Genomic DNA, 26,292 nt, shown 5'->3' with positions numbered 1-26,292 from the left:
AAGCGTTCACCCGCGATTGCCGAGAATTCCTCGCGTCGCTGCGCGATCGGGAGCAGAATCGACGGTGCACGCGCCACGACCGACGACGATCAGGAGAACGCCATGCCCGTCACGCTGAACCCCTACCTGAACTTCCGCGGCACCGCCCGAGAGGCGCTCGAGTTCTACCAGTCGATCTTCGGCGGCACGCTGAACATCAGCACGTTCGCCGACTACCAGGCCTCGCAGGATCCGGCCGAGGCCGACCTCGTCATGCACGGCCAGATCGACGGCCCCGGCCTGACGATCATGGCCGCCGACGTGCCCTCGCACATGGACTACCACGGCATCGCGGGCGTCTCGGTGTCGATCTCGGGCGACGACGAAGCGACGATCCGCGGGTACTGGGACGGCCTCTCCGAGGGCGCCACGGTGGTGCAGGCGCTCGAGGTCGCACCGTGGGGCGACGCGTTCGGCATGCTCGTCGACCGCTTCGGCGCGAGCTGGCTCGTCAACATCTCGGGCGCCGCCGCGTAGGTTCGTCGCCGCCGCGGGCCGTGCCCGCCGGTCGGCCCGTGCCCGCCGGCCGGTCAGGCGTTCGCGCGCGCGTCAGGCAGGATTCGCCGACAACGTCCTGATGCGCGTGCGAATGCCTGAACAACGGGCGAGCGGATGCCGGGCGAGCGAGCACGACGGGCGAGCGGATGCCGCGTGCCGCAGCCGCGCGGCCGCAGGCGTCAGCCCGCGGCGACCGGGAGCGCCACCGCGTGCAGCGCTTCGACCACTGGCGCGAGCTCGGGCTGCGCCTGCGCGTCGGCGAGCACGCGCTCGAGCGTCTCGTCGTGGATCGGCCGCGCCAGGTCGTAGAGCGCGCGGCCGGCGTGCGTGAGCTCGGTATAGATGCCACGGCGATCGTCGGCGCAGAGCACGCGCGTCAGCAGCGCCCGGTCCTCGAGCCGGTTCACGAGTCGCGTGGTCGCACTCGGGCTGAGCGCGGTCGCACGCGCGAGCTGCTGCATGCGCATGTGCCAGCCGTCTTGGCGACTCAGCGCGTCGAGCACGGTGTACTCGACGACCGAGAGGTCGACGGATGCCGAGAGCGCGCGCTCGAGCTCGCTCTCGATGAGGCCGTGCAGCGCGGCGAGCGTGCGCCAGCCGTGCGCGCGCACCTCGACGGCGTCGTCGGCGATGCCCATGTCGTCTCCTGATCTCGCGGTCTCGGCCTCGTCTCCGGCTTGCACCGACGGGCCGAATCGACCCAGACGGCGCGCGCCGGAAAAGTAGTTGCTTGCGCTAGGTAATTGCGTGTGCAACTATTGACTCTGCGTTCGCAATAGTCGGCGCTTGCAATTACTTTCCCAGTGTACAGGAGAACCTCGCATGCCACTCGGACTGCTCGCCCTCGCGATCGGGGCGTTCGGCATCGGCCTCACCGAATTCGTCATCATGGGCCTGCTGCCCGACCTCGCCGCCGACTACGGCGTCACCGAGGCCGCCGCCGGCTGGTTCATCTCGGGCTACGCGCTCGCCGTCGCCGTCGGAGCGATCGGCCTGACCGCCGCCGTCACCCGACTCCCCCGCAAGCCCGTGCTCATGGGCCTGCTCGGACTCTTCATCGCGGGCAACGCGATCTCCGCGCTCGCACCGACGTACGAGGCCATGCTCGCCGGGCGCATCGTCGCCGCACTCTGCCACGGCGCCTTCTTCGGCATCGGCGCGGTGCTCGCCGCCGACCTCGTCGCCCCCGCCAAGCGCGCCGGCGCCATCGCGATCATGTTCACCGGCCTCACCGCCGCGAACGTGCTCGGCGTGCCGTTCGGCACCTTCCTCGGGCAGCAGTACGGCTGGCGCTCGACGTTCTGGGTCATCTCGGCGATCGGCGTCGTCGCCCTCGTCGGCATCGCCGTGCTCGTGCCGGGCACCCGCGCCGCAGGTGCCGAGGAGCCCGCGCCGAGCCTCCGCCGCGAGCTCGGCGCGTTCCGCTCCGGGCAGGTCTGGCTCTCGCTGACCGTGACCGTGCTCGGCTTCGGCGGCATGTTCGGCGCGTTCACCTACATCGCCTACACGCTCACCGAGGTCAGCGGGTTCGCCGCGACCGACGTGCCATGGCTGCTCGTGCTCTTCGGCGCCGGACTCGTCGTCGGCAACTGGATCGGCGGCAGGCTCGCCGACCGCTCGATCGACGGCACCCTGCTCGGCTTCATCGGCACGCTCGTCGTCGTGCTCGCCCTGCTCGGCTGGCTCGCGGCCTCCCCCGTCGCCGTCATCGTGCTGCTCGTGCTCATGGGCGGATTCGGCTTCGGCACCGTTCCGGCCCTGCAGAGCCGGGTCATGCGCTACGCCGACCAGGCTCCGACGCTCGCCTCCGGCGCGAACATCGCCGCCTTCAACGTCGGCAACGCGCTCGGCGCGTTCGCGGGCGGCCTCGCGATCTCGGCCGGGTTCGGCTACACCTCGCCCATCTGGGTGGGCGCGATCATCACGGCCGCCGCGCTCGTCGTCATGGTCGTCGCGTGGGCCACGGCTCGCGCCGGTGCACCGCACGTCGAGCGAGCGGATGCCGCAGCGCGCGTCACGACCGCCACCGGCTCCGTCGCGGCATCCGCCGCCTGAACCACCCCCAGCTCGACCTCATCCCGAAAGGACCCTGATGACCACCGCTCCCACGACCACCGTGCCCACCATCACCCTGAACAACGGCGTGCGGATGCCGCAGCTCGGCTTCGGCGTCTTCCAGGTGCCCGACGACGAGACCGCGGCGGCCGTGCGCACCGCGCTCGAGGTCGGCTACCGCAGCATCGACACCGCCGCCGTATACGGCAACGAGGCCGGCGTCGGCCGCGCCCTCGCCGAGTCGGGCCTCCCCCGCGACGAGCTCTTCATCACGACCAAGGTCTGGAACTCCGACCAGGGGTACGACGAGACGCTGCGCGCGTTCGACGCGAGCGCCGCGAAGCTCGGTCTCGAGCAGCTCGACCTCTACCTCATCCACTGGCCGACCCCCGATCGCGGTCGGTACCTCGACACGTGGCGCGCGCTCGAGCGCCTGCTCGCCGACGGCCGCACCCGCGCCATCGGCGTCTCGAACTTCGAGCCCGAGCACCTCGAGCGCCTCATCGCCGCGAGCGACGTCGTACCCGCCGTGAACCAGGTCGAGCTGCATCCGGCGTTCGCGAACCGCGACGCGCTCGTCGCCGACACGCGCCACGGCATCGCGACCGAGGCGTGGAGCCCGCTCGCACAGGGCGCCGTGCTCGGCGAGGCATCCGTCGTCGAGATCGCCGCCCGCCACAGCCGCACTCCCGCCCAGGTCGTGCTGCGCTGGCACCTGCAGCAGGGCCGCATCGTCATCCCGAAGTCGGTCACGCCCGCACGCATCGCCGAGAACTTCGACGTGTTCGGCTTCGAGCTGAGCGCCGACGAGCTCGCCGCGATCGACGCGCTCGACGCCCGCGACGGGCGCACGGGCCCCCACCCGGCCGAGTTCCACGCGGCCTGAGCACGCCCGGCGCGGCCCCGCACGAGTCCGCGCCCGAGTCCGAGCCCGCGAACACCACGAACCACCACGAAACGGAAGACACATGAGCGACATCCTGATGATCGTCACCGCCGCCTCGAGCCTCACCATGCACGACGGCACCGAGCACCCCACCGGGTTCTGGGCCGAAGAGCTCGTGACCGCGCACCGCGACCTCGTCGGCGCGGGCCACGCGGTCACGATCGCGACGCCCGGCGGACAGCCCGCGCCGGTCGACCCCGGGAGCCTCGACCCGTCGCAGACCGGGGGCGAGGAGCGCGCCCGAGCATTCGCCGAGTACCTCGACGGGATCGCGGCCGAACTCGCGTCGCCCGCCGCGATCGCCGACGTCGACGCGGCCGACTACGCCGCCGTCGTGCTGCCCGGAGGCCACGGCCCCATGAGCGACCTCGCGTTCGACCCCGTCGTCGGGCGCGTGCTGGTCGACGCCAACACCGCGGGCACGGTCATCGCCCCGTTCTGCCACGGTCCGGCCGCCCTGCTCTCGGCGAGCCTGCCCGACGGATCGTTCGCGTTCGCTGGCCGCCGCCTCACGGTCTTCACCGACGAGGAGGAGCGCACCGGCGGCACCGGGGCGAACACCCCGTGGTGGGTCGAGTCGCGCCTGCGCGAACGCGGGGCCGTCATCGACTCGGCTGCACCGTGGAGCGACCACGTGGTCGTCGACGGCAACCTCATCACCGGGCAGAACCCGCAGTCGAGTGCCTCGGTCGCGGCCCGCGTGCTCGCCGCGCTCGCCTGACCCCGGCGCACGCACGCGCATCGGGCCGACGCACGCGACTCAGACCGCCTGCGCGGTTCCAGGCCCGAGCTGCACTGCTCCGACCCGCACTGCTCAGGCTGACGCATGCGGCTCAGGCGTTCGCGCGGCTCCGGGCCCGAGCCGCACTGGGCCGACCCGCCCTGCTCGGGCCGACGCATGCGGCTCAGGCGTTCGCGCGCTGATCAGGCCGAACGCGCGAGTCGCGGCCTGAGCAGCGTGCGAAGGCCTGACGTGACTGACGCTCCGACCGCAGCCCCCTCCGAAACACGGATGCCGCGACGCGATGCACCTCGAGGTGCGCCGCGCCGCGGCATCCGTTCATCTGATCGACTGAAGCCGACCGTCGCTCAGTCGAAGAGGTCGGAGAGCCAGTTGTCCTTCTTCTTCTTGCGATAGCCCTGGTCGCCGTAGCCGCGATTGTCGTATCCGCGATTGTCGTATCCGCGGTCGTCGTACCCCCGACCGTCGCGGCGGGTGTCGTAGGACTGCTGGCCGTACTGGTAGCCCGGCTGCGGCTGGGCGGCGGGCGGCTGAGCAGCGGGCGGCTGAGCAACAGGCGGCGTGGTCGGGGCGGCGGGTGCGGCCAGCGCCTGGGCGGCGGGCCGCCCGAACTCGCTCGCCGCGCGCTCGATGATCTTGTCGAGCTCTCCGCGGTCGAGCCACACGCCGCGGCAGGTCGGGCAGTAGTCGATCTCGATGCCGCTGCGCTCGCTCATCACGAGCACGGCTCCGTCATTGGGGCACTGCATGGGGACTCCTCGGTCGGGGTCGGCACTGGTGTCAGGGCGAGCCTAGGCAGCGAAGCTCGGAAGTCGCCCAATCCCGGTCGGTCGGTTGGACGCGGCCGCCCGTTCGCCGGACGTCAGGCCCGGCGGAACCGGTCGACCATCGGGCAGTCGAACGGATCGCGAGCGGCGAGGCCGACGCGGTTCAGGTACCGGATGACGATGCCGTACGACTGCACGAGCGTCGTCTCGGTGTACGGCACGCCGAGCGTCGCGCAGTGCTCGCGCACGATCTCACGGGCCTTGGCGAGATGCGGGCGCGGCATGTTCGGGAACAGGTGGTGCTCGACCTGGTAGTTGAGCCCGCCGAAGAGCGCGCTGGCCCACAGACCGCCCGAGATGTTGCGGGAGGTGAGGACCTGCTTCGAGAAGAAGTCGAGCTTCGCATCGGCGGGGATGATGGCCATGCCCTTGTGGTTCGGCGCGAACGAGGCGCCCATGTAGACGCCGAACACGGCCATCTGCACGCCGATGAACGCGAAGGCCATGCCGAGGGGGAGCACCCAGAAGAGCGCGCCGAAGTAGACCGCGAAGTGCACGGCGATGAGACTCAGCTCGATCCAGCGGCCCTTGACGGGGCGGCGCTCGAACAGCGTCGAGATCGAGCGCCAGTGCAGGTTGAGGCCCTCGAGCGTGAGCAGCGGGAAGAACAGCCAGCCCTGCTTGCGCGTGATCGCGGCAAGCAGCCCCTTCTGCTTCGCGGCGTCGGCCTCGGTGAACGAGATGGTGTCCCACTCGATGTCGGGGTCCTTGCCGAGCTTGTTCGGGTTGGCGTGATGCCGCGTGTGCTTCGACATCCACCACGAGTAGCTGATGCCCACGACGCCGGCCGCGAGGATGCGGCCCACGCGGTCGTTCGCCGGCCCCGACTCGAGCACCTGACGGTGCGACGCCTCGTGCGCGAGGAAGGCGAACTGCGTGAGGATCAGCCCGAGCGCGCCGGCCATGAGCAGCTGGAACCACGAGTCGCCGAGCAGGATGAAGCCCGTGACGACCCCGCCGAGCGCGAGCGCCAGCGCGGTAACGAGGGCGGCGTAGAACCATCGGGTTCGGGTCAGGAGCCCGGACTCGCGCACGACACGGGAGAGGGCGGTGAAGTTGCGGGTCGGGTCGATGGCGTCGGCGCGGCGGGGCTTGGTGGCCCGGATCGCACCGAGGGTGTCGGTGTGAGAGATGGTGAGGGTCCCAGCTGGTCGTCGACTTCCCAGCCGCGGGTCACGGGCGAGCACCCGTTGCAGATGCGTGGAACGCTATGGTCTGCGCATGTGAACGGGCTGGGAGTTGACGGCCGACGTATTCCGGTCTGGGAATGCATCGCCCCGAACGGGCGGGCGAGGTGCGGTCGCGCGGCCCGGCTGCGAGACTGGGCAGATGCGCATCATCGTCACCGGCGGTTCCGGAAAGCTCGGTCGAACGGTCGTCTCGACCCTTCGCGGTGAGGGGCACGACGTCGTGAACCTCGACCAGCGGGGCGAGCGCGGCACGCTCGTGCGCGTCGACCTGACCGACTACGGGCAGGTCGTCGACGCGATCGCCGGCGTCGACGACGTGCACGCGGGCGCCGACGCGATCGTGCACCTCGCCGCCATCCCCGCACCCGGCCTGGCGAGCGACGCCGCGACGTTCCGCAACAACATGCTGGCGACGTTCAACGTGCTGCAGGCCGCGAAACGGCTCGGAATCATGCGCATCGTGACCGCCTCGAGCGAGACCGTGCTCGGACTGCCGTTCGACGTGCCGCCGCCGTACATCCCCGTCGACGAGGAGTACCCGGCGCGTCCGGAGTCGACGTACTCCCTCGTGAAGCACCTCGAAGAGACGATGGCGATCGAGCTCGTGCGCTGGAACCCCGAGCTCTCCATCACCGCGCTGCGCTTCTCGAACGTGATGGACCCCGACGACTACGCCGCCTTCCCGGCGTTCGACGCCGATGCGACCCTGCGCAAGTGGAACCTCTGGGGCTACATCGACGCGCGCGACGGCGCCCAGGCCGTCAGCCGTGCCCTCGTCGCGAACCGCCCGGGCTTCGACCGGTTCGTCATCGCGGCCGCCGACACCGTGATGTCGCGGCCGAACGCCGAACTCGTCGCCGAGGTGTTCCCCGACGTCGAGGTGCGCGGCGACCTCGGCGTCAACGACACGCTGCTCTCCATCGACAAGGCTCGGCGCCTGCTCGGCTTCAACCCCCGGCACTCCTGGCGGGACCATGCCGGAGCGGATGCCGCGGGCGGCCGCTGAGCCGACCCCACCGCCGGGCCGAGGCCCGGCGACACCCTGCCGCGCTCGACCGGGCGTTCAGCAGAGGTTCACCGTACGGACATCCTCCGGCAGGCCGGGTGAACCGGGTCGCTGCCATCGTGGCCGTGCGCGCGGATCCGCGTCGCACGCCGACGAGAGGACTCGAAGATGACCCTGCTCCACGAGCCGACGAGCAGCCGCGAGGGCCGCGTCTCGCCGAACGACCGACCGCTGCTGTCGCTGCTGCCCATGGACGGGCACACCCTCGGCAAGCGCAGCGCCGTGACCTGCCACCTCAAGTGCGGCGACGCCTGCTTCCACCCCGTGCCGAACACCAGCTCGAACGAGACCTTCCGCGACATCGCGAGCGCGGGGCTCAGCCGTCGTGCGCTGCTCGGCGGCGGCGTCGCCGCGGCCGCCGCGATCGTGATCGGCACGGCGGTCGGCGGCGAGGCGCCGTCCGCGTCGGCCGCCACCACCGGGGCGAGGATCGGGCGCACGATGCCGTTCAGGCCCATCGCGCCCGTCGTGGCATCCGTCGACGCGTTCACGGTGCCGGCCGGCTACAAGTGGGCGCCGATCATCCGCTGGGGCGACCCGCTGTTCTCGAAGAACGACCGGTTCGACCCGAACGCCCAGACCGCCGCACTCCAGGCGCGCCAGTTCGGCTACAACAACGACTACCTCGACATCATCGAGGGCCCGCTCGGGCTCACGGCCGTGCTCGTGGCCAATCAGGAGTACACGAACGAGAACATCATGTTCCCGCCCGCCGCCGACGCCGAGACGCTGAACGAGCTGCGCCGCATCGGCCAGGCCGCGCACGGCATGGCCGTCGTGCAGCTCTACCGCACCCGCCGCAGCGGCCCGTGGAAGGTCCTCGTCGGTGCCCCGCTCAACCGTCGCATCACGGCGCACACGCCCTTCACGTTCTCGGGCCCGGCCGCCGGGCACGAGCTGCTGCAGACCCAGGACGACCCGACCGGCACCACGGCGCTCGGCACGCTCGGCAACTGCGCAGGCGGCACCACGCCGTGGGGCACGGTGCTCTCGGGCGAGGAGAACTTCAACCAGTACTTCGTGAGCCCCGGCACCACGCCCGCCGAGAAGCGCTACGGCCTCGGCGGCAGCGGCGACAGCCGCGGCTGGCGCAACGTCGACCCTCGCTTCGACGCCGTGGCGAACCCCGGCCACCGCAACGAGCCCAACCGCTTCGGCTGGATCGTCGAGGTCGACCCGCTCGCCCCGAACGACCCTCCCGTGAAGCACACCGCACTCGGCCGGTTCAAGCACGAGGGCGCCAACGTGATCGTCGGCCGCACGGGGCACGTCGCCGCGTACATGGGCGACGACGAGCGCTTCGACTACCTCTACAAGTTCGTGTCGAGGGACAAGTTCAAGAAGGGCATCGGCGGGGGTGCGCGCAAGCACAACAAGACGCTGCTCACCGCAGGCGACCTCTACGTCGCGAAGTTCAGCGGCGACTCCCCCACGGCCGAGATCACCGGCACCGGAGCGCTGCCCTCCGACGGCGCGTTCGACGGCACCGGCACCTGGGTGCCGCTCGTGCTCGACGGCGTGAGCCAGGTCGCGGGGTTCACGACCGCCGAGGTGCTCGTCAACACCCGCCTCGCGGCAGACGCAGTGGGCGCCACCAAGATGGATCGCTGCGAGGACGTCGAGCCGAACCCGAAGACCGGACGCATCTACGTGGCCTGCACGAACAACACCTCGCGCGGCACCGGAGCCAACGAGACCGCGACCGAGGTGAACCCGCGCAACGTCAACCGCGACGGGCACGTCATCGAGATCACCGAGTCGGGCAACGACGCGACCGCGACGACGTTCGGATGGAGCATCCTGCTGCTCTGCGGAGACCCCGCGACGAACCCGAACACCTACTTCGCGGGCTTCCCGGTGTCGAAGGTGTCGCCGATCTCGTGCCCCGACAACGTCGCGTTCGACTCCGAGGGCAACCTCTGGATCTCGACGGATGGCGCGCCGAGCACCATCGCGTACGGCGACGGCCTGTTCAAGGTGCCGCTCGAGGGCGCCGAACGCGGGCGCGTGCAGCAGTTCCTCTCGGTGCCCGCCGAGGCCGAGACCTGCGGCCCTGTGATCCGCGACCAGCAGAGCATGGTCTACGTCGCCGTGCAGCACCCGGGCGAGAACGGCACGTGGACGGCGCAGCACTCGATGTTCCCCGACTACGTCGCACCGGGCACGGTCGCGAACGGCGCTTGGGGCGGCCCGCGCCCCGCGGTCGTGCAGGTCTGGAAGGGCTAGCCCCGATCACAGCCGGAAACGACGAACGCCGCCGTCCCGCTGAGCGGGGCGGCGGCGTTCGTGAGCGAACGTCGCGGGTCAGAGACCGCGGATGTTCTCCGCCTGCAGGCCCTTGGGGCCCTGAGCGACCTCGAACTCGACCTTCTGGCCCTCGTCGAGCGAACGGTAGCCGTTGCCCGTGATGGCGCTGAAGTGCGCGAAGACGTCGGCCGAGCCGTCGTCGGGAGCGATGAAGCCGAAGCCCTTTTCGGCGTTGAACCACTTGACGGTTCCGGTTGCCATACTGCTGTCCTTCTGTCTTGCGGGCCGCACCTGCGGACCCGATGCGATCGTCGATCGATCGCGACCCCGACGACTCGGTGCCGTCGAAGTTTGGGGCGAGTGACGGGTGCACCAGGCGCCCGTCGGCTCTAATCGGGTCATGCCACGCGGAAGGATCCGCCTCCGGGCAATCAGTTCAAATCACGGGCGAGTGCCCGCTTGATTGGAGGAATCGTGGGTTCAGCCTACCGGGTTCTCCCCGAGAGTACAGAGCGCGAGACCACTTCGTGATATACGCGGTAACCGGACATGCACCGAGCGGCTTCTGGGAACATGCTCCGGATGGCGCGGGGAACCGCCCGAACTGGTGGAGAATCGTGGCATGAACCGCCGCCCCCTGCGATTCGCCGCTGCTGCCCTGACGATCGGGCTGCTCTGGCTGACGATCGGCCCTGCGCCGTGGCGCACGAGCGGGCACGAGTTCGAGGGCGGCATCCTGAATCCCGACGCGTGGACGTCGCCGATGACGTGGTCGACCGGGTACTTCAGCGAGATCGCGTTCAACGTGGCGATGTTCGTGCCCGTCGGCGTCCTGGCCGCGCTGCTCCTGCACCGCCGCCGCTGGCCGCTCGCCCTCGTCATCGGGTTCGCCCTCACGACCTTCATCGAACTGGTGCAGCTCGTGCTGCCCGACCGGGTCTCCGACCCCCGCGACCTGGTCTTGAACACGCTCGGCACGAGTCTCGGCGTCGTGCTCGTCATGGCCGCTCGCGGCGTCCGCCGCTCCGTCGCCGTCGCGTCGGCACCGCTGGCCACCGGATCGCAGGCCGTTGCGGGCGGTGCGGCCGGCGCGCCCGCGGCATCCGCTCGACCGACGTCGAAGGTCCCGTTCGACGAGCTCGTCGGCTCGGGCGATCGCGCGGCCTGACGCCGATCACGCCGGGGCCGACCTCCGATCACGCCCGGGTCGACCGCCGACTCCGGCCGACCGCCGACTACAGTGGGCTGGTGCCCACGCCCACCCCGCCCGACGCGCCCACCGGCACGCGCTCGCCCGAGCCCGCCCGACGCTACCTGGCGCTCGCGCTGGTCGGAGCCGCCGGCGGGCTCCTCTCGGGCGCGTTCGGCGTCGGCGGCGGCATCCTGATGGTGCCGCTGCTCATCGTCGCGGCCGGCATGGATCAGCGCCGCGCCACGGCCACCTCGCTCGCGGCGATCGTGCCGGCGTCGATCGCCGGCTCGATCACGTACCTCGCCAACGGGCAGGTCGACCTCGTCGCCGCCCTGTTCATGGCGATCGGCGGCATCATCGGCTCGTGGTTCGGCGCCTGGCTGCTGCGGCGGCTTCCCATCACCTGGCTGCGGTGGATGTTCATCGCGCTGCTCGTCGGCGTCGCCCTGCGCATGCTGCTCGTGGTGCCCGAGCGCAGCGGCGGCCACGTCGAGTTCGCGGTGCTGCCGCTGCTCGCGCTCTTCGCGATCGGCATCGTCGTCGGCATCGCGTCGGGCCTGTTCGGCATCGGCGGCGGCACGATCATGGTCCCGGCCTTCATCGCGTTCTTCGGCATGGGCGACCTGCTGGCCAAGGGCACCTCGCTCGCGGTCATGATCCCCACCGCGATCAGCGGCACCGTGTCGAACGCCAGGGCCGGGCTGGTCGACCTGCGCGAGGCGCTCGTCGTCGGCGTCGCGGCCACCGCCGCGTCGTTCGCGGGCGTCGCCCTCGCGTTCCTGCTCTCGCCCGAATGGTCGGCGCGGCTGTTCGCCGCGTTCATCCTGGTCGCCACCGTGCAGCTCGCCGTGCGCGCCGTGCGCGCGCAGCGACGCGAGCGCGCCGCAGCATCGTCGCCGGAGTCCGACGGTGCGCGCGACTGAGAGCGGCCGCGCCGCCGGTTGGTACGACGACGAACGGGATGCCGCGGCGCAGCGCTACTGGGACGGCGCATCGTGGACGCCGCACACCGTGCCCCGCGAACGCCCCGACGACCACGTGCGCGACGGCGAAGCGGGTGCAGCGACGAGCGTCGCCGCCGGCGCAGGTGCGACCGCGGCCACGGCGGCCGCGGTCACCGCGGCGGTGCCCGGCGACAGCGTTGCCCGGCCCGCGACCGATGCCACTGCCATCGACGCTGCCACGCAGACCGTCTCGAGAGGCGTGATCGCGCTGCGGGGCGGCGCGCCGGGTGCCCGGCGGCCCTCGGTGCCGACGGCGACCCTGCGCGGAGTCGAGCCCGACGGCACCCGCGTGCCGGCGTTCGCGCCGCGGTCCGCTCCGGTGTTCGCGCCGCGCGAAGTGGCGTCGACCGTTCCCGCGCTTCCGACGGAGTCGACCATCCCGGTGTTCTCCGCTGCGCCATCGATCGTCGGTGCGCCGGTGTCGACGACCGCCCCGGCCTTCGTGCACGACGCGGCCTCGCCGAGCGAGCACACGACCGTTCCGCTGCCGCCGAAGGGCTCGCCCGCGGCATCCGCACCGCATATCTCGGTGGAGCAGGCCTACGCGCCCGCCGGCCGATCGTTCGTGCTGATCTGGCTGTTCGCGCTGTTCCTCGGGTCGCTGGGGGTCGACCGCTTCGCCCTCGGCAAGACCGGAACGGCGGTCGCGAAACTGCTCACGGCAGGCGGGCTCGGCGTCTGGAGCCTCGTCGACCTCGTGCTCGTGCTCACCGGCGTGCAGCGCGACCGCGACGGCAACCCGCTCGCCGGATCGGATGCGCTCCGTCGCCTCGCATGGATCGTCTCGACCGCGGTCATCGCGCTCGGCGTGTGCACGGGCATCGCCGCGAGCCTGGTCGCCGCCGACCTCGCCGCATCGATCGGCGGGGCCATCGTGGGCGGGGCAGTGGTCGGCGGTGCCGGTTCGCCCGACGTCGTCGGCGGCCTGCCCTAGTCTGCAGGCATGCGGTTCGAGTTCACGGCCCCGCTCTGGGAATGGGCGGCGCGCGCCGAGTGGTACTTCGTCACGGTGCCCGACGAGGCGTCGGCCGACATCCGCGAGATCCCGCTGCCGCCGCGCGGGTTCGGCTCGGTGCGCGTGCGTGCGACCGTGGGCGGGTCGACCTGGACGACCTCGGTCTTCCCGGATTCGAGCGTGGGCTGCTACGTGCTGCCCGTCAAGAAGGCGGTCCGCGTCGCGGAGGGGCTGACCGAGGGCGGCGACGTCTCGGTGTCGCTGACGATGCTCGACCTCTGAGCGCGTTCGACCGTCAGGACCTGAGGCTCGACCGTCAGGACATGAGGTCGTACAGCAGTTCGCCCCACTCGAAGCCGCAGTCGCGGCACTCGAACAGGAGGTCGCCGTCGCTCAGGGTGTACGCGTCGGCCACCCGCGCGGCGTCGGAGCCGCAGCGCGGGCAGAGCTCGTGTGCCGCCTCGGGCACGAGGACCTGCTGCATCTGCTTCGTCATGGAGCACACGGTACGCGCGGCATCCGACATCGGTCGAAGCACACGCCACCTCGGGCGGGCTCGCGCGCGATTCGACCCGGGTCGCGCCCGGCGGAGTCAGCCCGCCGTGCGCCGCCGCGACGGGATGCGGTGGCTGGCCGTGACCTCGCGCGTGCGGCGGAGCGGGTCGGCGAGGTCGCCGCGCCGCTGGGCCACCCGCACGAACAGGAAGTCGACGAGTGCGAGCTGCGCGATGCGGCTCGACATCGCGCCCATGCGGTACGGCGACTCGCGCGCACGCGTCGTGAGCACGAAGTCGGCGATCTCGGCGAGGGGCGAGTCGGGCGAGTTCGTGATGGCGACGGTCGTGGCCCCGGCCTCGCGCGCGACCTCGAGCGTATGGTTCGTCTCGGCCGTGAGGCCCGAGTGCGAGATCGCGATCGCGACATCCGCGGTCCGGCGCAGGGCTGCGCCGACCAGCGCGAGGTGCACGTCGACCGAGCACGATGCCGAGATGGCTATGCGCGAGAGCTTCTGCTGCAGGTCCTGCGCGGTGAGCCCGCTCGCGCCGAACCCGTAGAGGTCGACGTGCGGGGCGCCGATGATCGCGTCGACGACCTGGTCGAGCACCTCGGTGTCGAGGCCCTTCACGGTCTGCTCGATGGCGAGCACCTCGTGGAAGGCGATCTTCGCGACGACGTCGCTCACCGAGTCGTCGGCGCCGATGTCGGAGTCGGCGAGCCCGAACCGGTCGCGCTCGGCCTCCTCGCGACTCAGCGCGCCGGCGACCTCCATGCGGAACTCGCGATAGCCGCTGTAGCCGAGGGTCTGGCAGAACCGTGCGACCGTCGACAACGAGGTGCCGCACCGGGCCGCGAGCTCGGTGATGGTGAGGTCGACGACGATGGCCGGATCGGCGATGATCGCGCCGGCCACCCGGGCCTCGGCCGAGCTGAGGCGCGGCAGCGCCTGTCGAACCTCAGAGAGCACGTTCGCCGACATCCGTTCAGGACCCTTCTCACTCCGCGGCGGGGTCGGCCTGCGCACTGCCGCCGTTCACACTGGAGATAGCATCCCGCAGGACTCCATCCTCTGCGGCGAGGCGCGCGAGCGCGACCTCGGCCGCCACCCCAGTGAGGGTGACGAGGATCGCGGCCTTGACGCTGCCGCCGACGGACTCGAGCGCGACGGCCGCCGCCGCCGCGTCGACCCCGGTCGCCTGCATGACGATCCGCTCGGCGCGCGCCCGCAGCTTGGCGTTGGTCGCCTGCACGTCGACCATGAGGTTTCCGTGCACCTTGCCGAGGCGCACCATGGCGATCGTCGAGATCGCGTTCAGCACGAGCTTCTGGGCGGTGCCGCCCTTGAGCCTGGTGGATCCGGCCACGATCTCGGGACCGACCACGGTCTCGATCGCGAGGTCGGCCGCATGCCCGATCGCGGAGTCGCGGTTGCAGGCGAGCCCGACGGTGAACGCGCCGAGGCTGCGCGCGTACTCGATCGCGCCGACCACGTAGGGGGTGCGGCCCGAGGCCGAGATGCCGACGAGCGCGTCTGCGGCCGTGAGCCCGATCACGGCGAGGTCTGCGGCGCCGCGTTCGGCGTCGTCCTCGGCGTTCTCGACGGCGGAGCGGAGCGCGACGTCGCCGCCAGCGATGACGCCCACGACGAGCGCGGGGTCGGTGCCGAAGGTCGGCGGGATCTCGCTCGCGTCGAGCACGCCCATGCGACCCGCAGTGCCCGCGCCGAGGTAGACGAGTCGACCGCCGGCGCGCAACCGGGCGACGATCGCGTCGACGGCGACCGCGATCTGCGGCGCGACGGCGGCGACCGCGGCCACGGCGGCGCTGCTCTCGTCGAGCATGGCGCCCACCTGGGCCTCGGCGGGCATGAGGTCGAACTCGGCGTGCGCGTCGTTGACGCCCTCGGTCGAGAGGTCGGCGAGCAGGTCGCGCAGGGCGCCGTGCTCCGCGGTGTTCGGTGCTGACCAGGTCATGGTGCTCCCCCGGTTTCGGTCGGTGCGATGGTGACGGATGCCACGCCGGGAAGCGGCGCGGGAAGTGCGAGCGGGTCGCGCCCGGGCGTCAGTCGCCCGGCGACGCGTGCGGCGATCGTCGACAGCGCGACGGGCACGCCGTGCCAGGAGCAGTAGCCGAGCAGTGCGAACATCAGGGATTCCTTGCACGCCGGGTCGATGCCGCGATCGGCGCTCGAGACGACGGCGATGCCCCGCTCGGCGGCGAGCGCGCGCAGTCGTTCGAGCAGCACCGGGTTGCGGGCGCCGCCGCCCGAGCAGACGACGGTGCGCGCGGCATCCGGCAGGGCGTCGACGACCGTGCGGGCGGTGAACTCGGTGAGGGTCGCGACGAGGTCCTCGTAGGCCGGCTCGCCCGCACCGGCCGCGGCGACCGCGTCGTCGACCACGTCGAGCCCGAAGGTCTCGCGGCCGGTCGACTTCGGCGGCTCGGCATCGAGGTACGGATGCCGCAGCAGCGCGTCGAGCATCGGCTGCACCACTTGCCCGCTCGCCGCGAGCGCGCCGTCGCGGTCGAACCCGATAGCGCCGTCGGAGTGCCGTTCGACGACGGCGTCGATGAGCCCGTTCGCCGGGCCGCTGTCGAAGGCGAGCACGTCGCCGCCGGGGTGCACGACCTGCACGTTGGCGATGCCGCCGAGGTTCACCGTGGCGATCGGCCCGCCCGACGCGGTGGCCTCCCGGGCGAGCCAGGCCCGGTCGAAGAACGCCATGAGCGGTGCGCCCTCACCGCCGGCGGCGATGTCGGCGGCGCGGACGTCGGAGAGCACGGGCACGCCCGTGAGCTCGGCGATCCACGCGGGATCCCCGAGCTGCAGGGTGCCGCGGGCGTGCCCGTGCTCGGTCCAGTGGAACACGGTCTGGCCGTGCGAGACGACGAGCTCGGGTTCGACGCCGGCGTCGCGGATGCCGCGGGCGGCCGCCTCGGCGAACGCCTGCCCGAGCAGCGTGGTGAGCTCGGCGACCTCGCCGACCGGCACCGGATGCCCCGCCGCGACCCGCAGCACGCGGGCCCGCAGGCCGGGGTCGAAGTCGTGGGTGGCGGTGTGGAGCGGCGTGAGCACGACGCCGACCGGTTCGTCGACGGGCGGCGCAGCCGTGCGACCTCCGTCGAGGGGCGGCGTCGTGCCCGGCTCGATGCGCACGACCGCGACGTCGATGCCGTCGACCGACGTGCCGGACTGCAGCGACAGCACGATCACGGCGCGGTCCTCGTGGGCTCGGCGTCGCGCACGGGCGGAGCGGCGGGCTCAGAACCCGACGCGAGGACCGCGGCGGCCGCGACGGCGGCGATGCGGCTCGCCGCCCGCGTGTGCACGGTCGGCAGCGGCAGCGGCGCGCCGGGCACCCCCGCGTCGACCACGACGGCGTCGGGGCGCAGCCGCGCGATGCCGGCGATGCGATCGCGCTGCGGCCCGGCGTCGCCCACCCGGTCGGCGAGCACGACGAGCGGACCCGAGCCGGGCACGGCAGCGTCGCCGCGCAGCACCCGTCCGCCGGCCGCGAGCGTCGCCTCGAAGAAGTCGCGGTCGCTCGCGACGGCGAGGGTCGAGCGGCCCCGGATGTCGAGCACGGTGCGCGGCGAGGGCACGGGCGCCAGGTCGCCGTCGATCGAGATCGCGGCGTCCGCGAGTGCCGCCGCCTCCGGCGGCGCGAAGCCGGTCTCCCGCTCGGGGCGGGCGGCGGCCAGCGACTCGGCGAGCGCCCGCACGCGGCCGGCGGCGCGCTCGAGCACGGCGACGGGCAGCGAACCGTCGTCGACCGCGGCGAGCAGCGCGCGCTGCACCTCGACGAAGTCGCGCACGTCCTGGTCGGGCGCGGCGGCCGGGCCGAGGTTCGTGGGGTTGCTGATGCAGAGCAGGTCTGCCCCGGCGAGCAGCGCGAGCACCGCGCCGCGTCCGGCCCCGACCGACTCCCGCACGGCGGCCATGTCGAGCGCGTCGGTGATGACGACCCCCTGGAAGCCCATGCGGCGCAGGCGCCCGATCGCCGCCGGGTTCAGCGTCGCGGGCAGTTCGCCCCAGGCCGGCACGACGACGTGCGCGGTCATGATGGCGGGCACGCCCGCGTCGACGAGCGCCTGGAACGGCGGCAGGTGCGTGCGCTCGAGCTCGTCGAGTCCGATCTCGAGCGTCGGCATGGCGTGGTGCGAGTCGAGGTGGGTGTCGCCGTGGCCCGGGAAGTGCTTGGCGGCCGCGGCCGCTCCGGCCAGTCGGATGCCGCGGGCCTGGGCGATCGCGTGCCGCGCGACGAGTGCGGGGTCGGCGCCGAACGACCGCACCCCGATCACCGGGTTGCGCGGGTCGGTGTTCACGTCGGCGACGGGCGCGAGCACGACGTTCGCCCCGACGGCGAGCGAGCGACGGGCGAGCTCGGCGCCCACCGCCTCGGTCGCCTCGAGGTCGTCGACGTGTCCGAGCTGCGCGGCGCCGGGCAGCGTCGAGCCCGTCGCCGACTCGACGCGCGTGACGTTGCCGCCCTCCTCGTCGATGCCGACCACGAGCGGGCGGTCGCGGTCGCGCAGGTCGCGCGCCAGTGACATCCGCTCGCTCTCGTCGCCGAGGTTGTGCGCGAAGAGCACGAGGCCCGCAAGCCCGCCCTCGTCGAGCTCGCGGCGGAAGGAATCCGGGATGCTCCGGCCGAATACCCCCGGCCAGAGCACCCCGCCCACCAGTCCCCTGATGGCGGGATCGTCCACGGCGGTCACCCCTTGACCGCGCCGGCCACGAGGCCGCTCGACAGGCGACGTTGGACGATGACGAAGAAGACCATGACCGGGACGGTGATGATCGTGGAGGCGGCCATGATGTATCCCCACTCGTTGGTGTGCTCGCCGAAGAACTGTTTGAGGCCGATGGCCACGGTGTAGTTCTCGGACGCGCCGCCCAGCAGGGTCATGGCGAAGATGAACTCGTTCCACGCGGTGATGAACGAGAAGACGGAGGTCGCGACGAGGCCCGGCATCACGAGCGGCAGCAGGACCGAGCGGAACATCCGCCCCCAGCTGGCGCCGTCGAGGTAGGCGGCCTCTTCGAGCTCGACCGGCACGGCGGCGACGAAGCCGCGCAGCATCCAGATGCCGAACGGCAGCGACAGCGCGACGTAGACGACCATGAGCCCGAGCAGCGTGTTCAGCAGCTGGAGGTCGCGCACCTGCACGAAGAGCGGGATGACCAGCGCCTCGAGCGGCACCATCTGCACGACGAGGATCATGAGCAGCATCGAGGTGCGGAACCTGAACCGGAACCGCGCGACCGCGACCGAGGCGAGCAGCGCGAGGACCGCGCTCGCGAGCACCGTGACGACGGCCACGATCGCCGAGTTGCGCAGGTACACGTCGAAGCCGCCCTCGGTGAGCACGTACTCGAAGTTCGCGAGCGACCACTCGCGCGGCAGCAGGGTCTGCCCGCCGGCACCGGCCTTCGCGTCGAAGGCGCTCGAGAGCATCCAGAACGCGGGGAACAGCGTGAAGGCGAGCAGCAGCACGACGAGCACGGCCCGGCCGGCGGCCGAACGCGTCTTGCGGGCCGAGCGGCGCTTGGCCGGGATCGCGCGCGCCGGGCCGGCCGATGCGGGAGGAACGGTACCGGATGCCTCGGGCGCGCTGGTCTGCGCGGGGGTGACGGTGCTCACAGCTCGTCCTCCTTCAGCATCGTGCGCACGTAGACGACGGTGATGATCATCAGCAGCACGGTCAGCAGCACGGCGATGGCCGAGCCGAAGCCGTAGCGGTTCTGGCCGAACGACTCGACGTACGACCACACGCCCAGGTTGAGCGCCTCGCGGTTGGTGCCGTTGCCGCCCGGCATCAGGTAGACCTGCGCGAAGACCTTGAAGTCCCAGATCGTCGACAGGATGATGACGACGCTGAAGACCTGGCGGAGGTTCGGCACGATCACCTGGAAGAAGCGGCGCCACGGGCCGGCGCCGTCCATCTCGGCCGCCTCGAGCATCTCCTTCGGCACGCCGAGCAGCCCCGCGAGGATCGTGATGGCCACGAACGGGAACCCGTGGTGGATCACGTTCAGCAGCACGATGGCGTAGAAGCTGTAGCGGTTGGTGAACCAGTTCACCGGCTCGTCCTGCAGCCCGAGCGCCTGGAGGGTCTGGTTGAAGATGCCGCGGTCGGCGTCGAAGATCCACACCCAGACGTAGGTGCCGGTGACCGCGGGCATCGCCCAGGCGATCATGATCGCGCTGCCCACGACCGTGCGCCAGAGCCCGCCGAGCGAGGCCATGAGCACGGCGACCCCGGTGCCGAGCGCCACGGTGCCCGCGACGGCGAGCACCGCGAAGCCGACCGTGTTCGGCAGCACCACGCCCCAGAGCGTCGGGTCGGTGAGCACCTCGCCGTAGTTGGCGAGGCCGATCCAGTTGGGTTCTCCGGAGACGATCTCGCGCAGGCCGTAGTCCTGCAGCGAGAAGAGGAGCACCCGCACGAGGGGCCAGAGCAGCAGCACCGCGAGCACGGCGAGCGCCGGCGCGAGCAGCAGCCACGGGCGCGACGACGCGATCAGCCGGTTGCGTTGCACGGGGCCGGCGCCCGGCCGGGAGGCGGTGCCTCCCGGCGCGGGCGTCGGAGCCTGGATCGTGGTCGACACCTGGTCAGTCGCCGTTCATGATCTCGTCCATCTCCTTCGCGGCGTCGGAGGTGGCCTGCTCGACCGTCTTCTGCCCGGAGAGGATCGCCTGGATGGCGGTGTTGGTGGTCTTCTTCGCCTGCACGGCGCCGAAGGTCGGCGTCACGGGCACCGAGGCGCCGCCCTCGACGAGCTGCGTGGCGAAGGGGGCGACGAGCGGGTCGTCGGAGTTCATCGTCTCGTCGAGCAGCGATGCCTGACCCGGGAAGTAGCCGCTCTGGTCGGCCCACTTCTCGGCGAACTCGCCCGTGGTCATGAGCTTGATGAACGACCAGGCGAGGTCGGTGTTCTCGGCGGTGCTGAACATCGACAGGTGCGAGCCGCCGAGCACCGACGGGGCGATGCCGCCGTCCTTGCCGGGGATCGGCGTCGCGGCGAACTTGCCCTCGAGGTCGGCGTTCTTCTCGACGATCGCGGCTGGAGTCCAGGAGCCCATGAGCGCCATCGCGACGTTGCCCTGCGCGAAGTTGTCGAGCACGTCGGTCTCCTTCCAGGTGGTCGCGCCGGCCGACGAGAAGCCGTGCTCGGTCTGGAGGCCGGTGTAGAAGCCGATGCCGTCCTGCGACTCGGCGCTCGCGAGGCCCGACTCCCAGGTGTCGCCGTTCTTCTCGGAGACCTCGCCGCCCGCACCCCAGACCCACGGGTAGACGCCGAACTCGGCGTCGCCGGGGACGGCGAACGCGAGCATCTCGGGGTGCGCGGCCTTGATGGCGTCGCCGGCGGCGACGATGTCGTCCCAGCTCTTCGGCGCCTCGAGGCCGAGCTCGTCGAAGATGTCGGAGCGGTACACGAGCGAACGCACGCCGGCGTACCAGGGCATGCCGTAGAGCTCGTCGTCGTAGGTGCCCGACTCGACGAGGCCCTCGACGAGGTCGTCGCCCAGGTTCTCGTCGGCGACGAAGTCGGTGATCGGTTCGAGTGCGCCGGCGTCGGCGAACTCTGCGGTCCAGGTGGTGCCGGTCTCGGCGACGTCGGGGGTCGTGCCGCCCGCGATGGACGTGACGAAGCGGTCGTGGGCGTCGGCCCACTGCACGAACTCGACGTTGAGCTCTGCCCCGGTCTCCTCGGTGAACGCGTCGCCGACCTCGTCGAAGAACGCCTCGGAGTCGGGGTTCGTGCCCTCCATGATCCAGACGTCGAGGGTCTGGCCCTCGGCGTCGGACCCGGTGCCGCCGTTCGACCCGCCCGCACAGGCGGTGAGCCCGAACACGGCCGTGGCGAGCACGGCGACGGGCAGAAGTCGCTTCTTCATGGATGCCTCCTCATTGATGGATCTCTGGTGGACGTCGGGGTCGTGCGTGGCGACCCGGGAACGTGACTCTGGAAGTAGTATTCGTGAGCCATGCATCGTTTGCAAGTTATTTCCGAAGCCGTGACCGGTTCGAAACCTGCGCGTCACGGATGCCGCAGCCCTAGGCTCGGCTCGTGATCCCCGCCGCGCACGTGCTCGCCGTCGACCTCGGCGGCACCGGCTCGCGCGCCGCGCTCGAGCCGCTCGACGCCGCGTTCGGCAGCCGACGGCGGGTGCTCGAGGGCGGACGGGTCGCCGTGGCATCCGCGGGGTCGACCGTGCTCGACGTGGCCGCCTCGCTGATCGCCGCCGCCCGCGCCGAGTGGCCCGACGTCGCGATCGCCGCAGTGGGCGTCGGCGCCACCGGCCTCGCCTCTCTCGTCGCCGACCCCGACGCGGCGCTCGCCCGACTGGCCGACGTCGCGGGCGCCCCGCCCGCCTCGGTCGTGCTCGCGGTCGACGCCCTGACCGCCCACCTCGGCGCGCTGGGCGGGCGGCCCGGCGCCGTCGTCGCCGTCGGCACCGGGGCGATCGCGCTCGGCACCGACCTCGACGCCGTGTGGCGCCGCGTCGGCGGCTGGGGCCACCTGTGGGACGACCGCGGCTCGGGCGTCTGGATCGGCATCGAGGCGCTGAAGGCCGCGATCCGCACGCACGACGGCGTGACGACCGAGGCCGCCGCGCTCCTCCGGGCCGCGGAGCGGCGCTTCGGCCCCGCTCCGAGCTGGCCGGGCGAACTGCTCACCCGGGCCGACCGCGCGGGCGTGATCGCGGGGTTCGCACCCGAGGTCGCGGCGCTCGGCGCCGACGGCGACGCCGCGGCATCCGCCATCATGCGCACCGCCGGATGCGAGGTCGCCGCGACGCTCGTCGCCGCGCTCGACCCCGGCCTGCCCCGCCTCGCGTCGTGGACCGGCGGCGTCTTCGGCGCGGGCGGGGAGTACTCGGCCGCGTTCGAGGCGGAGTTCGCGCGTCTCGCGCCCGACGCGGAGTTGCAGCCCCCGCAGGGCACGCCGCTCGACGGCGCGGTGCACCTGGCGCGGCTCGCGGCCGGGGGCGCGCTGCATGCCGCGCATCCGCCGTTCCTCTGGCGCTGAGCCCTCACGCCCGCGAGAGGATCGCCCCGACGTCGACCCCGCGCGGCAGCGCGCCGACCTGCGTTCCGCCCTCGCGCCCGAGCCGCGAGCGCACGAACGCCTCGGCGACCGGCGCGGTCGAGTACCGCAGCAGCAGCGAGCCCTGCAGCACGAGCGCCAGCCGCTCGGCGAGCTCGCGCGCGACGGCGGCCGCGGCATCCGTCGACATGCTCGACACCTCGCGCACCAGCGCGACCGTCTCGGCGAGCGCGCGATCGAACACCGCGCTCGCCCCTGCCGCCGCGCCGACCTCGTCGAAGAACGCCTCGAACGCCTCCGGTTCGCGGGCGAGCACCCGCAGCACGTCGAGCGCGATCACGTTGCCCGAGCCCTCCCAGATCGCCAGCAACGGCTGCTCGCGATAGCGACGCGCGAGCGGGAACGCCTCGGTGTAGCCGTTGCCGCCGAGGCACTCGAGCGCCTCGGCCGCATGCCAGGCGCCGCGCTTGCAGACCTGGTACTTCGCCACCGCCGTCGCCAGTCGGCGGAACGCCTGCTGCGACGCATCCGCGTCGTCGTCGTAGGCGCGCGCCAGTCGCATGGCCGTGATCGTCGCCGCCTCTGACTCGAGCGCGAGGTCGGCGACGACGGCGGCCATGGCGGGCCGGTCGACGAGCAGCGACCCGAACGCGCGCCGGTGCCTCACGTGCCAGGCCGCCTCGGCGACGGCCTGCCGCATCCCCGCGGCCGTGCCGATCACGCAGTCGAGCCGGGTGCGCGTGACCATCTGCACGATCGTCGCGACGCCGCGGCCCTCCTCGCCCACGAGCCAGCCGGTCGTTTCGTCGAGCTCGATCTCGCTCGACGCGTTCGACCGGTTGCCGAGCTTGTCCTTCAACCGCTGGATGCGGAACACGTTGCGGTCGGACTCGCGCTCGCCGTCAGGGTCGCCGGCTCCGCCCGGCAGCACGCGCGGCACGAAGAAGCAGCTGAGGCCCGCGGGCGCCTGCGCGAGCACGAGGAACGCGTCGCTCATGGGCGCGCTGCAGAACCACTTGTGCCCGGTCAGGGCGTACTCCGCACCCCACGGCGTCTCGGCCGCCCTCCGGCGCTCGGCGCGCGTCGTGTTCGCGCGTACGTCGGACCCGCCCTGCTTCTCGGTCATGGCCATGCCGACGAGGGCGCTCGACTTGCCCGGCCGGAGCACGGGGTCGTAGTCACGGCTGAGCAGCCGCGGCATCCATTCGTCGCGAAGGCCGGATGCCGCGTGCTCGAGCACTGGCACGGCGGCGTGCGTCATCGACACCGGGCACGCATGCCCCGGCTCGACCTGCGCGAACAGCAGGAACGCCGCCGCGCGCTCGACGTTCGCGCCGGGCCCCGGATCGGCGGCGGCCGACGTGTGCGCGCCCGCGGCGACCGCCGACGCGATGACCCGGTGATAGGCGTCGTCGTACTCCACCTCGTCGATGCGACGGCCCTGCCGGTCGTGCGTGTGCAGCACCGGCGGCCGGGCGTTCGCCAGCTCGGCGTCGCGCTGGAAGGCCGGCGACCCGACCGCGCGGCCGACCGCGTGCAGGTCGACGGATGCCTCGGGGTGCCCGCCCTGCGCGGCACGCCCCCACCTGCCGACGGCCTCGACGAGCGGGGCGTTCACGGCGTACTCGTCGACGTCGGTGCGCGGCGGAACCTGGTTGGCGACCTCGTGGGTGCTGATCATCTTCGACCTCCACGCCCATTCTCGCCGCGCGGGCGCCGACGCGCGCGGATCGGGCTCGAGGCGGACCGGGCGAGCGGGCGTCGGGGGCTGCCGCTAGCGTGGGCGCATGGCCGAGACGAGCGCGGGGATCCTGCTGCACCGACGGCGCGGCGCGGCATCCGACCCCCGAGACGTCGAAGTGCTGCTCGGGCACATGGGCGGCCCGTTCTGGCGCGCGCGCGACGAGGCGGCGTGGTCGCTGCCGAAGGGCACGTACACCGACGAGGCGCCCCTCGATGCGGCGCTGCGCGAGTTCGCCGAGGAGCTCGGCAGCCCGGCGCCCGACGTGCCCTACATCGAGCTCGGCGTGTTCAGGTACTCGTCGGGCAAGGCCGTGACGGTCTTCGCGGGCGAGGCCGACTTCGACGCGACGTCGATCACGAGCAACACGTTCGAGCTCGAGTGGCCGCCGCGGTCGGGCCGGCGCCAGTCGTTCCCCGAGCTCGACCGGGCCGAGTGGATTCCGCTGGCCGACGCCCGCGAGCGGCTCGTCACGGGCCAACGGCCGGCGCTCGACGCGCTGCGCTCGCTGCTCTCCCCCGACGTCTCGCCCTAGCGCGTGCCGGCCGCCCCAGCCCCAGCCCCGGCCCCGGCCCCGGCCGGCGCATCGCCCGCGCCGCCCCCATCGCCCGTGCCTGCGCCCGGCGCCCGGTACGCCCGCAGGAACGCGGCTGCGCCCCGCTCGGCTCGCGCGACGGCCGCCTCGACGCCCGCCGGATCGCCGTCGGCCGCGGGTTCGAAGAGCGCCCGGTCGAGCGACGAGCCGATGGAGAGGAACGCGAAGTGCTCGGCCGCGAGCTCCGCGTCGTCGACCGAGAGCAGCCCGCGGTCGGCGAGCGACCCCAGGGCCGAGGCGACGGCCGTCATGACGCGCCCCGGCGCCCGCCCGTAGTACTCGAGCGCGAACTCGGGGAACCTCGACGCCTCGCCGATGAGCAGGCGCCGGAGCGGCACGACCCGTCCGCCGAGCACGGATGCCGCGAGCTCGCGCGCGAGGTCGCGGAGCGCCTCGTCGAGGTCGACGGCCGACGCCGTCGTGGTGGCGACCTCGCCCGCATAGCGCTCGGCGGTCGCGATCGCATCGCCGAGGATCGCGCGGAAGAGCTGCTCCTTGTCGTCGAAGACGTTGTAGACCGTGCGCTTCGAGACGCCGGCCTCGACCGCGATGTCGTCGACGCTCGTGCCCGCGAAGCCGCGGGCCAGGAACACCCGCTCGGCCGCGGCCATGATGAGCCCGCGCGATCTGGTGATGCGCGGATCCTCGCGGTCGAGACGGTCGCCCGTGGCCTGCGCGCTCATGCGTTCCTCGAATCTTTTGCACTCATCCGTTTACTTATTCACTACCGAGTGCAATACTACACCCGAGAGGGCAATATCGCCCCCGCCACGCAGAACCCGGAAAGGCGAGCACCATGTCCACCGCAACACCGCACACCGCCTCCGCCGCGACGTTCGACCGCGGCCGCGCCGTCACGAAGTCCCTGCTCGGCTGGGGCGTCGTGGCCGGCCCCTTCTACCTCGTGGTCGGCCTGGCCCAGGCGCTCCTCGTGCCCGGCTTCGACCTGTCGCAGCACGCGCTCAGCGCGTTGCTGCTCGGACCCCTCGGATGGATCCAGGCGACCAACCTCGTGCTGACCGGCCTCATGGTGCTCGCGGCCGCCGTCGGATTCGCGAGGCTCGTGGGCGGCGGGCGCGGCAGGGCCGCCGTGACGCTGCTCGGCCTCTACGGCCTGAGCCTGTTCGCGGCCGCCGCGTTCCCGCCCGACCCGGTGCGGGGCTTCCCGGTCGGCGTGGAGTCCGCGACGACCGCCTCGACGAGCGGGCTGCTGCACCTCGCGGCCGGCGCGATCGGCTTCCTGAGCCTCGCGGCCGCCGCCCTCGTGCTCGCCGGCTGGTTTCGGCGCGAGGGCGCGCGCGGCGTCGCGGTCGGCTCGTGGATCGCGGCCGCCGTGGTCGTGCTCGGGTTCATGGGCGGAGCGGCCTTGGCGATGTCGCCCGTCGGCGTCGGCCTCCTCTGGCTCGCCGTGGTCGCCGGCTTCGCCTGGCTCGCATCCGCGTCGCTCGCCGCCTACCGACTGGCGCCCCGCCCCGACTGCTGATCGTCACGGGCCGACGCCCGGGGCCGGGGTGATCGCAGCAGCGCGGGCCGCTGGCGCTGGCCGCAGCATCCGCCTGCCGACGGAGACCGCGGGGCAGCATGCAGACGCATGGGTTGCGCTGGCAGCGATATCCGCCCCGCGGATGATGTCGGAGGT

27 protein-coding genes are annotated in these 26,292 nt (G+C 72.4%); 13 read left to right on the top strand and 14 right to left on the bottom strand.

Translation table 11 applies throughout. From position 1 onward, the window contains the following. The first annotated feature begins 102 nt into the window (after positions 1-102). Positions 103-516, top strand: coding sequence for a VOC family protein (locus tag ACFVS8_RS14475; protein ID WP_387063532.1), 414 nt, complete (start codon positions 103-105; stop codon positions 514-516). Positions 517-716: 200 nt separating this feature from the next. Here ACFVS8_RS14475 and ACFVS8_RS14470 read toward each other — a convergent pair whose 3' ends face one another. Further along, positions 717-1,175: a MarR family winged helix-turn-helix transcriptional regulator gene (locus ACFVS8_RS14470; RefSeq protein WP_387063529.1), complete on the bottom strand. Its 459-nt coding sequence runs from the start codon at positions 1,173-1,175 to the stop codon at positions 717-719. A gap of 184 nt (positions 1,176-1,359) precedes the next feature. Here ACFVS8_RS14470 and ACFVS8_RS14465 point away from each other — a divergent pair, with 184 nt between their 5' ends. The 3 genes from ACFVS8_RS14465 (at position 1,360) to ACFVS8_RS14455 (ending at position 4,259) form a co-directional block, all read left to right on the top strand. Further along, positions 1,360-2,592: an MFS transporter gene (locus ACFVS8_RS14465; protein ID WP_387063526.1), complete on the top strand. Its 1,233-nt coding sequence runs from the start codon at positions 1,360-1,362 to the stop codon at positions 2,590-2,592. Positions 2,593-2,629: 37 nt separating this feature from the next. Continuing rightward, complete coding sequence (locus ACFVS8_RS14460) at positions 2,630-3,478, top strand: aldo/keto reductase (protein WP_387063523.1); 849 nt, start codon at positions 2,630-2,632, stop codon at positions 3,476-3,478. A gap of 82 nt (positions 3,479-3,560) precedes the next feature. Continuing rightward, positions 3,561-4,259: a type 1 glutamine amidotransferase domain-containing protein gene (locus ACFVS8_RS14455; protein WP_387063520.1), complete on the top strand. Its 699-nt coding sequence runs from the start codon at positions 3,561-3,563 to the stop codon at positions 4,257-4,259. 368 nt (positions 4,260-4,627) lie between these two features. Here the strand turns inward: ACFVS8_RS14455 and ACFVS8_RS14450 are convergent, their stop codons facing one another. Together ACFVS8_RS14450 and ACFVS8_RS14445 are read right to left on the bottom strand one after the other, a co-directional pair. Further along, positions 4,628-5,029: a zf-TFIIB domain-containing protein gene (locus tag ACFVS8_RS14450; RefSeq protein WP_387063517.1), complete on the bottom strand. Its 402-nt coding sequence runs from the start codon at positions 5,027-5,029 to the stop codon at positions 4,628-4,630. A 113-nt stretch (positions 5,030-5,142) separates the two neighbouring features. After that, positions 5,143-6,294, bottom strand: a complete 1,152-nt coding sequence (locus tag ACFVS8_RS14445; RefSeq protein ID WP_387063514.1) for a fatty acid desaturase family protein — start codon at positions 6,292-6,294, stop codon at positions 5,143-5,145. Positions 6,295-6,436: 142 nt separating this feature from the next. Between ACFVS8_RS14445 and ACFVS8_RS14440 the strand changes: the two genes are divergently transcribed. Continuing rightward, entirely contained in the window at positions 6,437-7,303 is an 867-nt protein-coding gene (locus tag ACFVS8_RS14440) for an NAD-dependent epimerase/dehydratase family protein (protein ID WP_387063511.1), read from the top strand. A 249-nt stretch (positions 7,304-7,552) separates the two neighbouring features. Next, positions 7,553-9,589 carry a PhoX family protein gene (locus ACFVS8_RS14435; RefSeq protein WP_387063903.1) on the top strand — a complete coding sequence of 679 codons (2,037 nt, stop codon included), beginning with the start codon at positions 7,553-7,555 and terminating at the stop codon, positions 9,587-9,589. Positions 9,590-9,667: 78 nt separating this feature from the next. Here ACFVS8_RS14435 and ACFVS8_RS14430 read toward each other — a convergent pair whose 3' ends face one another. After that, entirely contained in the window at positions 9,668-9,871 is a 204-nt protein-coding gene (locus ACFVS8_RS14430) for a cold-shock protein (RefSeq protein WP_055862240.1), read from the bottom strand. A gap of 361 nt (positions 9,872-10,232) precedes the next feature. Between ACFVS8_RS14430 and ACFVS8_RS14425 the strand changes: the two genes are divergently transcribed. The 4 genes from ACFVS8_RS14425 to ACFVS8_RS14410 all read left to right on the top strand — a co-directional run bounded on the left by ACFVS8_RS14425 (position 10,233) and on the right by ACFVS8_RS14410 (position 13,043). Beyond that, positions 10,233-10,778 carry a VanZ family protein gene (locus ACFVS8_RS14425; RefSeq protein WP_387063507.1) on the top strand — a complete coding sequence of 182 codons (546 nt, stop codon included), beginning with the start codon at positions 10,233-10,235 and terminating at the stop codon, positions 10,776-10,778. 80 nt (positions 10,779-10,858) lie between these two features. Continuing rightward, the gene (locus tag ACFVS8_RS14420; protein ID WP_387063504.1) at positions 10,859-11,725 is read left to right on the top strand and encodes a sulfite exporter TauE/SafE family protein; all 867 of its coding nucleotides are present in this window, start codon (positions 10,859-10,861) and stop codon (positions 11,723-11,725) included. Beyond that, on the top strand, positions 11,712-12,740 hold the full coding sequence (locus ACFVS8_RS14415; protein WP_387063501.1) for an NINE protein: 1,029 nt from the start codon (positions 11,712-11,714) through the stop codon (positions 12,738-12,740). Before ACFVS8_RS14420 ends, ACFVS8_RS14415 begins: the two co-directional genes overlap by 14 nt. Positions 12,741-12,749: 9 nt before the next feature. Further along, positions 12,750-13,043, top strand: a complete 294-nt coding sequence (locus ACFVS8_RS14410) for a DUF1905 domain-containing protein (protein WP_387063498.1) — start codon at positions 12,750-12,752, stop codon at positions 13,041-13,043. Positions 13,044-13,077: 34 nt separating this feature from the next. Here ACFVS8_RS14410 and ACFVS8_RS14405 read toward each other — a convergent pair whose 3' ends face one another. The 8 genes from ACFVS8_RS14405 to ACFVS8_RS14370 all read right to left on the bottom strand — a co-directional run bounded on the left by ACFVS8_RS14405 (position 13,078) and on the right by ACFVS8_RS14370 (position 21,163). Continuing rightward, on the bottom strand, positions 13,078-13,257 hold the full coding sequence (locus ACFVS8_RS14405; protein WP_387063495.1) for a hypothetical protein: 180 nt from the start codon (positions 13,255-13,257) through the stop codon (positions 13,078-13,080). Positions 13,258-13,353: 96 nt separating this feature from the next. After that, complete coding sequence (locus tag ACFVS8_RS14400) at positions 13,354-14,238, bottom strand: MurR/RpiR family transcriptional regulator (RefSeq protein ID WP_387063493.1); 885 nt, start codon at positions 14,236-14,238, stop codon at positions 13,354-13,356. Positions 14,239-14,254: 16 nt separating this feature from the next. After that, on the bottom strand, positions 14,255-15,232 hold the full coding sequence (murQ, locus tag ACFVS8_RS14395; protein WP_387063490.1) for an N-acetylmuramic acid 6-phosphate etherase: 978 nt from the start codon (positions 15,230-15,232) through the stop codon (positions 14,255-14,257). Beyond that, positions 15,229-16,473 carry an anhydro-N-acetylmuramic acid kinase gene (locus ACFVS8_RS14390; RefSeq protein ID WP_387063487.1) on the bottom strand — a complete coding sequence of 415 codons (1,245 nt, stop codon included), beginning with the start codon at positions 16,471-16,473 and terminating at the stop codon, positions 15,229-15,231. The genes murQ and ACFVS8_RS14390 overlap by 4 nt, the downstream gene beginning before the upstream one ends. Next, positions 16,470-17,969, bottom strand: a complete 1,500-nt coding sequence (locus ACFVS8_RS14385; protein WP_387063485.1) for a glycoside hydrolase family 3 N-terminal domain-containing protein — start codon at positions 17,967-17,969, stop codon at positions 16,470-16,472. Before ACFVS8_RS14385 ends, ACFVS8_RS14390 begins: the two co-directional genes overlap by 4 nt. A gap of 5 nt (positions 17,970-17,974) precedes the next feature. Next, on the bottom strand, positions 17,975-18,766 hold the full coding sequence (locus ACFVS8_RS14380) for a carbohydrate ABC transporter permease (RefSeq protein ID WP_387063901.1): 792 nt from the start codon (positions 18,764-18,766) through the stop codon (positions 17,975-17,977). A 134-nt stretch (positions 18,767-18,900) separates the two neighbouring features. Next, on the bottom strand, positions 18,901-19,803 hold the full coding sequence (locus ACFVS8_RS14375) for a carbohydrate ABC transporter permease (RefSeq protein WP_387063899.1): 903 nt from the start codon (positions 19,801-19,803) through the stop codon (positions 18,901-18,903). Between the two features lie 73 nt (positions 19,804-19,876). After that, positions 19,877-21,163 carry a sugar ABC transporter substrate-binding protein gene (locus ACFVS8_RS14370; protein WP_387063482.1) on the bottom strand — a complete coding sequence of 429 codons (1,287 nt, stop codon included), beginning with the start codon at positions 21,161-21,163 and terminating at the stop codon, positions 19,877-19,879. 173 nt (positions 21,164-21,336) lie between these two features. Here ACFVS8_RS14370 and ACFVS8_RS14365 point away from each other — a divergent pair, with 173 nt between their 5' ends. Next, the gene (locus ACFVS8_RS14365; protein WP_387063479.1) at positions 21,337-22,299 is read left to right on the top strand and encodes a BadF/BadG/BcrA/BcrD ATPase family protein; all 963 of its coding nucleotides are present in this window, start codon (positions 21,337-21,339) and stop codon (positions 22,297-22,299) included. A gap of 4 nt (positions 22,300-22,303) precedes the next feature. On the opposite strand, the gene ACFVS8_RS14360 is transcribed toward ACFVS8_RS14365, so the two are convergent. After that, a complete protein-coding gene (locus tag ACFVS8_RS14360) occupies positions 22,304-23,998 on the bottom strand; it encodes an acyl-CoA dehydrogenase family protein (RefSeq protein WP_387063476.1) in 1,695 nt (564 codons plus the stop codon). A 106-nt stretch (positions 23,999-24,104) separates the two neighbouring features. Here ACFVS8_RS14360 and ACFVS8_RS14355 point away from each other — a divergent pair, with 106 nt between their 5' ends. Then, a complete protein-coding gene (locus ACFVS8_RS14355) occupies positions 24,105-24,593 on the top strand; it encodes an NUDIX domain-containing protein (RefSeq protein WP_387063473.1) in 489 nt (162 codons plus the stop codon). On the opposite strand, the gene ACFVS8_RS14350 is transcribed toward ACFVS8_RS14355, so the two are convergent. Beyond that, positions 24,590-25,336, bottom strand: a complete 747-nt coding sequence (locus tag ACFVS8_RS14350) for a TetR/AcrR family transcriptional regulator (protein WP_387063471.1) — start codon at positions 25,334-25,336, stop codon at positions 24,590-24,592. The two genes, ACFVS8_RS14355 and ACFVS8_RS14350, sit on opposite strands and share 4 nt — an antisense overlap. A 113-nt stretch (positions 25,337-25,449) precedes the next feature. On the opposite strand from ACFVS8_RS14350, the gene ACFVS8_RS14345 reads away from it, so the two are divergent. Then, entirely contained in the window at positions 25,450-26,136 is a 687-nt protein-coding gene (locus tag ACFVS8_RS14345) for a DUF998 domain-containing protein (protein ID WP_387063468.1), read from the top strand. Positions 26,137-26,292: the final 156 nt, after the last annotated feature.

This window comes from Agromyces sp. NPDC058110 (assembly GCF_042884735.1).
Taxonomy (GTDB): domain Bacteria; phylum Actinomycetota; class Actinomycetes; order Actinomycetales; family Microbacteriaceae; genus Agromyces.
The sequence above is the reverse complement of the archived record's forward strand: the minus strand, read 5'-3'. Positions and strand labels throughout refer to the sequence as shown.

Coding starts and splice junctions, on each gene's coding strand:
- ACFVS8_RS14425 (WP_387063507.1), top strand. CDS start 10,233: ATGAACCGCCGCCCCCTGCGATTCGCCGCTGCTGCCCTGACGATCGGG.
- ACFVS8_RS14465 (WP_387063526.1), top strand. CDS start 1,360: ATGCCACTCGGACTGCTCGCCCTCGCGATCGGGGCGTTCGGCATCGGC.
- murQ (WP_387063490.1), bottom strand. CDS start 15,232: ATGACCTGGTCAGCACCGAACACCGCGGAGCACGGCGCCCTGCGCGAC.
- ACFVS8_RS14410 (WP_387063498.1), top strand. CDS start 12,750: ATGCGGTTCGAGTTCACGGCCCCGCTCTGGGAATGGGCGGCGCGCGCC.
- ACFVS8_RS14405 (WP_387063495.1), bottom strand. CDS start 13,257: ATGACGAAGCAGATGCAGCAGGTCCTCGTGCCCGAGGCGGCACACGAG.
- ACFVS8_RS14400 (WP_387063493.1), bottom strand. CDS start 14,238: ATGTCGGCGAACGTGCTCTCTGAGGTTCGACAGGCGCTGCCGCGCCTC.
- ACFVS8_RS14460 (WP_387063523.1), top strand. CDS start 2,630: ATGACCACCGCTCCCACGACCACCGTGCCCACCATCACCCTGAACAAC.
- ACFVS8_RS14440 (WP_387063511.1), top strand. CDS start 6,437: ATGCGCATCATCGTCACCGGCGGTTCCGGAAAGCTCGGTCGAACGGTC.
- ACFVS8_RS14345 (WP_387063468.1), top strand. CDS start 25,450: ATGTCCACCGCAACACCGCACACCGCCTCCGCCGCGACGTTCGACCGC.
- ACFVS8_RS14450 (WP_387063517.1), bottom strand. CDS start 5,029: ATGCAGTGCCCCAATGACGGAGCCGTGCTCGTGATGAGCGAGCGCAGC.
- ACFVS8_RS14350 (WP_387063471.1), bottom strand. CDS start 25,336: ATGAGCGCGCAGGCCACGGGCGACCGTCTCGACCGCGAGGATCCGCGC.
- ACFVS8_RS14355 (WP_387063473.1), top strand. CDS start 24,105: ATGGCCGAGACGAGCGCGGGGATCCTGCTGCACCGACGGCGCGGCGCG.
- ACFVS8_RS14455 (WP_387063520.1), top strand. CDS start 3,561: ATGAGCGACATCCTGATGATCGTCACCGCCGCCTCGAGCCTCACCATG.
- ACFVS8_RS14430 (WP_055862240.1), bottom strand. CDS start 9,871: ATGGCAACCGGAACCGTCAAGTGGTTCAACGCCGAAAAGGGCTTCGGC.
- ACFVS8_RS14475 (WP_387063532.1), top strand. CDS start 103: ATGCCCGTCACGCTGAACCCCTACCTGAACTTCCGCGGCACCGCCCGA.
- ACFVS8_RS14435 (WP_387063903.1), top strand. CDS start 7,553: ATGGACGGGCACACCCTCGGCAAGCGCAGCGCCGTGACCTGCCACCTC.
- ACFVS8_RS14370 (WP_387063482.1), bottom strand. CDS start 21,163: ATGAAGAAGCGACTTCTGCCCGTCGCCGTGCTCGCCACGGCCGTGTTC.
- ACFVS8_RS14470 (WP_387063529.1), bottom strand. CDS start 1,175: ATGGGCATCGCCGACGACGCCGTCGAGGTGCGCGCGCACGGCTGGCGC.
- ACFVS8_RS14360 (WP_387063476.1), bottom strand. CDS start 23,998: ATGATCAGCACCCACGAGGTCGCCAACCAGGTTCCGCCGCGCACCGAC.